Source organism: Nitratidesulfovibrio oxamicus (genome assembly GCF_015731765.1).
In the GTDB taxonomy this organism is placed as follows: domain Bacteria; phylum Desulfobacterota; class Desulfovibrionia; order Desulfovibrionales; family Desulfovibrionaceae; genus Cupidesulfovibrio; species Cupidesulfovibrio oxamicus.
This window is the reverse complement of the sequence record NZ_VRYY01000138.1, coordinates 1-5,818: the sequence shown is the minus strand read 5'-3', so window position 1 is coordinate 5,818 and position 5,818 is coordinate 1. Positions and strand designations below refer to the sequence as shown.

Below are 5,818 nucleotides of genomic sequence, written 5' to 3'. Positions count from 1 at the left end.
CGAGGTGTCCCCAGGAAAACTTTCCACCTTTTTCTGGGTGAAGTTTGTTTTCGGTTTAACCACCGGAGTGAGGACTTGTTCCCCATACTTTTAAAGGCATTGAAGACAAGTCCAGCAAGAGATTTTACAACGGATTAGTCCGTTTTGGTTAGGTATTACCAAACGTTTTGAAGGTTGGAGAGGGGGTGTGGGGGAGAGGAAGGAAACTTTTGAAAAAGTTTCCTTCCTCTCCCCCACATGGACATCCTTTCCCATCGAAAATACAAGGGACCGCATGAAGACACTGATCCTGAAACGCGGGGAAGAGCGCCGACTGCGCGTGGGGCACCTGTGGGTGTTCAGCAATGAAGTGGACGTGCAGCGCACGCCGCTCAAGGACTTTGCGCCGGGCGAGGCCGCCGTGGTCATGGACGACGGGGGCCGCTGCCTGGGCACGGCCTACGTGAACCCGGCCTCGCTGATCTGCGCCCGGCTGGTGAGCCGCCGCGAGAACGACCCGCTGAACGCGGACATGCTCAAAAAGCGGGTGGACCGCGCGCTGGCCTTGCGGCAGGCGCTGTTCGACACGCCGCACTACCGGCTGTGCTTCGGCGAGGGCGACATGCTGCCCGGCCTTGTGGTGGACCGCTACGGCGACACGCTGGTGGCCCAGATCACCACGGCGGGCATGGACGTGCAGACCGACGCGGTGGTTGCCGCGCTGGTGGAGGCCACAGGCGCCACCGGGGTGCTGCTGCGCAACGACACGGCCTCGCGCGAACTGGAAGGGCTGCCCCGCGAGGTGCGCGTGGCATACGGCTCCGTGCCCGAGACGACAGAGATTTCCGAGAACGGCTGCACCTTCACCGTGCCGCTCACCGCCGGACAGAAGACCGGGTGGTTCTACGACCAGCGCGACAACCGCGCCTTTGCCGCCCGCTTCGCCAAGGGGCAGGACGTGCTGGACGTGTTCTGCTACGTGGGCAGCTTTGGCGCCACGGCGGCGCGCGCGGGTGCGGCCTCGGTAACGCTGGTGGATGCGTCCCTGCCCGCCGTCGAACTGGCGGTGGAAAACGTCAAGGCCAATGGCCGCGCGTATGGGCCAGGTGGTGTGGACGACGCCGACGGACTGGAGGGCGACGCCTTCGAGGCCATGGCGGAACTGCGGCGCGAGGGCCGCAGGTTCGGCCTGGTCTGCCTGGACCCGCCCGCGTTCATCAAGCGCAGGAAGGACGCCAAGCAGGGCCTGACGGCCTACCAGCGGGCCAACGAACTGGCACTCGACCTGGTGGCCGATGGGGGTGTATTCGTCACCTGTTCCTGCTCGCAGCACCTCGACAGGGAAGAATTGCGCCGCGTGCTCACCCATGCCGCGGCAAAACGGAAGATGCAGGCCCAGATCATCGCACAGGGGCATCAGGGCGCGGACCATCCGGTACACCCGGCCATGGCCGAGACCGACTACCTGAAATCCTTCACCGCGCGGATATTCCGCGCCTGAACCGGAGACATTGCGGCATGCTCGACAAGCCCCGCCTGCTCACCCCCGGCCCCACGCCCACGCCCGAAAGGGTGCGGCTGGTCATGGCCCATGACATGATCCACCACCGCAAGCCCGCCTTCAAGGCCATCATGGCGGCGGTGCAGCCCAAGCTGCGCGAGTTGTTCGGCACGGCCCAGCCGGTGCTGCCCATGGCCTGTTCCGGCTCGGGCGTCATGACCGCCGCCGTGCACGGCCTGTTCAGGCCGGGCGAAAAGGTCATCGTGGTCGAAGGCGGCAAGTTCGGCCAACGCTGGCGCGAAATCGCCGCCGTGCGCGGCCTCTCCGTGGTCTCCGTGGTGGTGGACTGGGGCCGCCCGGTCACCCCCGCGGAAGTGGAAGCCGCCCTCGACGAACACCCCGACGCCGCAGGCGTGCTGGTGCAGCTGTCGGAAACGTCCACCGGCACCCTGCACCCGGTGCGCGAGATCGCCAGGCTCACCGCCGGGCGCGACACCCTGCTGGTGGTGGACGGCATCTCCGCCGTGAGCATCTCGCCCTGCCCCATGGACGAATGGGGCATCGACTGCCTGCTCACCGGTTCGCAAAAGGGGCTGATGCTGCCGCCGGGCCTCGGCCTCATCGCGCTGTCCGAGCGGGCCTGGCGCAAGGCGGACACGGTGCCGCCCTCGTGCTTCTATTTCAACTTCCGGGGCGAACTGGCCAACCAGGAAAAGCAGCAGACCCTGTTCACCACGCCGGTCAGCCTTATCATAGGGCTTAACGAAAGCCTGGACATGTTCCGCGAGGTGGGGCTGGAGACCGTGTACCGCAAGCAGTGGGCGCTGACGCAGATGGCCCGGCGCGGGGTGACGGCCATGGGCCTTGAGCCGCTGGTGAAGGAAGGCTACACATGGGGCCTGACCAGTGTGCTGCTGCCCGAAGGCGTACCCGCCACCGGCGTGCTGCGCGTGGCCGCGGAACGCTTTGGGGTCATCATGGCCGCCGGGCAGGACCACCTGAAGGAACGCATCATCCGCATCGGCCACATGGGCTGGCTGGACTGGGCGGACCTGGCCGCCGGGCTGCACGCCCTGGCCGAGGGCTTCCGGGCCTGCGGCGGGTACATCGGCGCGCGCGACGTGCTGGAACAGGCGCTGGCCGCGTACCAGGCCGGGCTGGCGGTTACGCCGGGAACGGAGTTTTAAAGCAGCCCCAGCCGTTGCAGGGGCTTACGCATCACCCATCGAAGGGGGTGCAGGGGGTGTGCCCCCTGCCCGCCGGAGGCACCAAAAAAGCCTGCCCGGCCCCAAACGCGAGGATGTGACCATGACCGACAACGAACGCACCGGCTGCGGCTGCGCGGCTGGCGGGGCCAAGGACGGCGGCAATGGCGGCGCGCAGGACGGCGCGCCCCATGGCGCCCCCCAGATGCCGCAGGTGACCTTTTCCACCTTCATCCTGTCGCTGGCCTCGTCGGCGCTGGTGCAACTGGGCGAAGTGCCCGACCCGGACACCGGGCGCACCGGCGAAAACCTGCTGATGGCCAAGCACACCATCGACGTGCTGACCATGCTGCAAGAGAAGACGCGCGGCTGCGCCGACGCGGACGAGGCGCGCCTGCTGGAAGGCGTGCTGTACGAACTGCGCATGAAGTACGTGGTGCACAGGAAGTAGCCGCCGGTTCCCGAAGACCCTCCGGAGCATACGGACCCACGGATTGCACGGACCTAACAGATCAAACAGCGCAAGGACCACGGCATGACCATCATCCGCGCCGGGCTCGTGGGCGTTACCGGCTACACGGGCATGGAACTCACCCGCCTGCTGGCGGGCCACCCGAACATGCGCCTCGTGCGCGCCACCTCGCGTACGGAGGCGGGCCGCCCCCTGTCCGACATCTATCCCTTTCTGCGCGGGCTGCCCGGCGGCGACGTGGTCATGACCGCGCCCGACCCGGACGACCTGGCCGACAACTGCGACGTGGCCTTTCTGGCCGTGCCCCACGGGGCGGCCATGGAAATGGGCGCGACACTGCGTGAACGCGGCCTGCGCGTGGTGGACCTTTCGGCGGACTTCCGCCTGCGCGACCCCGACGTGTACGAAGCGTGGTACAAGGTGCCCCACACCCGCCGGGCCGAACTGCCCCAGGCGGTGTACGGCCTGCCGGAACTGTACGGCGATGCGGTGAAGAAGGCGGCCCTGGTGGCCAACCCCGGCTGCTACCCCACCGCCACCATCCTCGGCCTGTACGCGGCGCTCAAGCACGGGCTGGTGGAAACCGACGGCATCGTGGTGGACGCCAAATCCGGCGCAACCGGCGCGGGGCGCAAGGCCGCCGTGGGCACGCTGTTCTGCGAGGTGTCCGACACCTTCCGGGCCTACAACATCGGCAAGCATCGCCACACCCCGGAAATCGAGCAGGAACTGTCGGCCATCGCGGGCAAGTCCATGGTGGTGTCGTTCAACCCGCACCTGTTGCCCGTCAACCGGGGCATCCTGACCACCATCTACGCCAGGCTGGCAAAGCCCGTCAGTCCGCAGGACGTGCAGGCCGCCTTCGAGCAGACCTGGAAGGGCGCGCGCTGGGTGCGCGTGCTGCCCGCCGGGCAGTTGCCGGAAACCCGCCACGTGCGCGGCACCATGTTCTGCGACGTGGGCGTGGTGACGGACCAGCGCACGGGCCGCCTGGTCATTCTTTCGGCCATCGACAACCTGTGCCGGGGCGCTTCCGGCCAGGCCGTGGCCAACGCCAACCTGATGTTCGGCCTGCCCGTGGAAACCGGGCTGATGCTGGCCCCGCTGATGCCGTAGCGCACGGCGCGGCAACCATCGTTCATGCAAGGGGGCGCTCCGGCAAGGGGCGTCCCTTTTTTGCGTGCGCGGCGGGTATCGTGCGCGGTGAACGCCCGGAAACCCGCCCGCCGCGCCGCCGCATGCCCCCAGCGCCCCCAGCGCGAAATCTCGCACAGCCAGCCCCCCGCACATGATAATCATGGGCCATCATCCCCTGCCCCTGCCATACACAGGACCATAGGGGGGGTACTCCGCATGAGCATCCGGCTGCGCATCCTTCTTGCGGTTCTTGGTCAGGCCCTGTTGGCCGTCGCCCTGTGCATGGCGGTCATCGTCATTTCCAATCGCCAGTCCACCGACGGCATGGCGGTCAACCTGGCCGGCCGGCAGCGCATGCTCAGCCAGAAGATGACCAAGGAGGCGCTGGCCCTGCTGCATGGCGGCCCGGCCACGCTGCGCCAGTCCATCGCCAACCAGGTCCGCGTATTCGATGTCACGCTGACGGCCTTCATCGACGGCGGGCAGGCTCCGCTGACCCTGAAGGCCGATGGCCCCGCGGGCCAGTTGCCCCCGCCCAGCGCCACGGTGCGCGGCCAGTTGATGACCGTGCGCGGCGAATGGCTGCGCCTGCGCGGCCTGGTGGAGGCCGTCCTGCCGGAAGGAACGGTCGCCGCGCCGGACACGGCCCCCCCACTGCTGGCCGCCAGCGACGGGGTGCTGGACGCCATGAACAAGGCCGTCACCCTCATGCAGGGCGAATCGGAAAGCCGGGTGTCCACCCTGCTGGCCAGCCAGGTCACCGGGTTGTGCCTGGCCCTGGCCCTGGGTGCGGTGGCGGTGCTGGTGCTGCACCGCCAGGTTATCCGCCCGCTGTGCGCCATCCGCGACTTCGCGCGGGAACAGGCCCAGGGCCCCCGGTGCATGGACCTTGCGGGCAACTTCCACCGCGAACTGCGCGAGGTGGCCGACGCCCTGTGCGCCATGACCGGCAACCTCACCGGCGCGCTGGGCTTTTCCGAAGGCATCCTGCGCAGCATAGAGACGCCCTATCTTGTGGTGGACACACAGGAAAAGGTGCTGCGCTGCAACGCGGCCCTGCTGACGCTCATCGAGCGCGAGGGCACGCCGGAGCAGTACCACGGCATGGGCGCCTCGGAATTCTTCTACGGCGACCCGGGCCGCCAGACCGTGGTGGGCAAGGTGATGCGCGAAGGCGTGCCGGTGGTGCGCGAAGTGGAAATTACCGGACAGCGCGGCGGGGTGCGGCGGGTGAACATTGCCGCCGCGCAAATGCGCAATGCCATGGACAATTCTCTGGTGGGCGGCATCTGCCTGTACACAGACCTTACCGAACTGCGCCAGGCAGAGGCCGACGCCCAGGCCCGCACCGAACGGCTGGCCCAGGCCGCCCGCGAGGCCGACGGCATTTCGCGCCAGGTGGTGGACGGTTCCGAATCGCTGGCCGAGCGGGTGCGCGACGCGGCCATGGGCGCGCAAACCCAGCGCGACCGGGTGGACGAGACCGTTTCGGTCATGCAGGACGTCAACGCCGCCGCCGTGGAG

General features: G+C 68.0%; 5 protein-coding genes. All 5 read left to right on the top strand.

The annotated features are described in order from the left end of the window. Window positions 1-274: 274 nt before the first annotated feature. Complete coding sequence (locus FVW20_RS06190; protein WP_196608747.1) at window positions 275-1,480, top strand: class I SAM-dependent rRNA methyltransferase; 1,206 nt, start codon at window positions 275-277, stop codon at window positions 1,478-1,480. A gap of 17 nt (window positions 1,481-1,497) precedes the next feature. Further along, window positions 1,498-2,667, top strand: coding sequence for a pyridoxal-phosphate-dependent aminotransferase family protein (locus FVW20_RS06185; protein WP_196608746.1), 1,170 nt, complete (start codon window positions 1,498-1,500; stop codon window positions 2,665-2,667). A gap of 121 nt (window positions 2,668-2,788) precedes the next feature. Continuing rightward, window positions 2,789-3,136 (top strand): DUF1844 domain-containing protein, encoded by a 348-nt coding sequence (locus FVW20_RS06180; RefSeq protein ID WP_196608745.1) that lies wholly within the window; start codon window positions 2,789-2,791, stop codon window positions 3,134-3,136. An 84-nt stretch (window positions 3,137-3,220) separates the two neighbouring features. Then, complete coding sequence (gene argC / locus FVW20_RS06175; protein ID WP_196608744.1) at window positions 3,221-4,273, top strand: N-acetyl-gamma-glutamyl-phosphate reductase; 1,053 nt, start codon at window positions 3,221-3,223, stop codon at window positions 4,271-4,273. Window positions 4,274-4,510: 237 nt separating this feature from the next. Then, a partial coding sequence (locus FVW20_RS06170; RefSeq protein ID WP_196608743.1) for a type IV pili methyl-accepting chemotaxis transducer N-terminal domain-containing protein occupies window positions 4,511-5,818 on the top strand: 1,308 nt, incomplete at its 3' end.

Coding starts and splice junctions, on each gene's coding strand:
- FVW20_RS06190 (WP_196608747.1), top strand. CDS start 275: ATGAAGACACTGATCCTGAAACGCGGGGAAGAGCGCCGACTGCGCGTG.
- FVW20_RS06185 (WP_196608746.1), top strand. CDS start 1,498: ATGCTCGACAAGCCCCGCCTGCTCACCCCCGGCCCCACGCCCACGCCC.
- FVW20_RS06180 (WP_196608745.1), top strand. CDS start 2,789: ATGACCGACAACGAACGCACCGGCTGCGGCTGCGCGGCTGGCGGGGCC.
- argC (WP_196608744.1), top strand. CDS start 3,221: ATGACCATCATCCGCGCCGGGCTCGTGGGCGTTACCGGCTACACGGGC.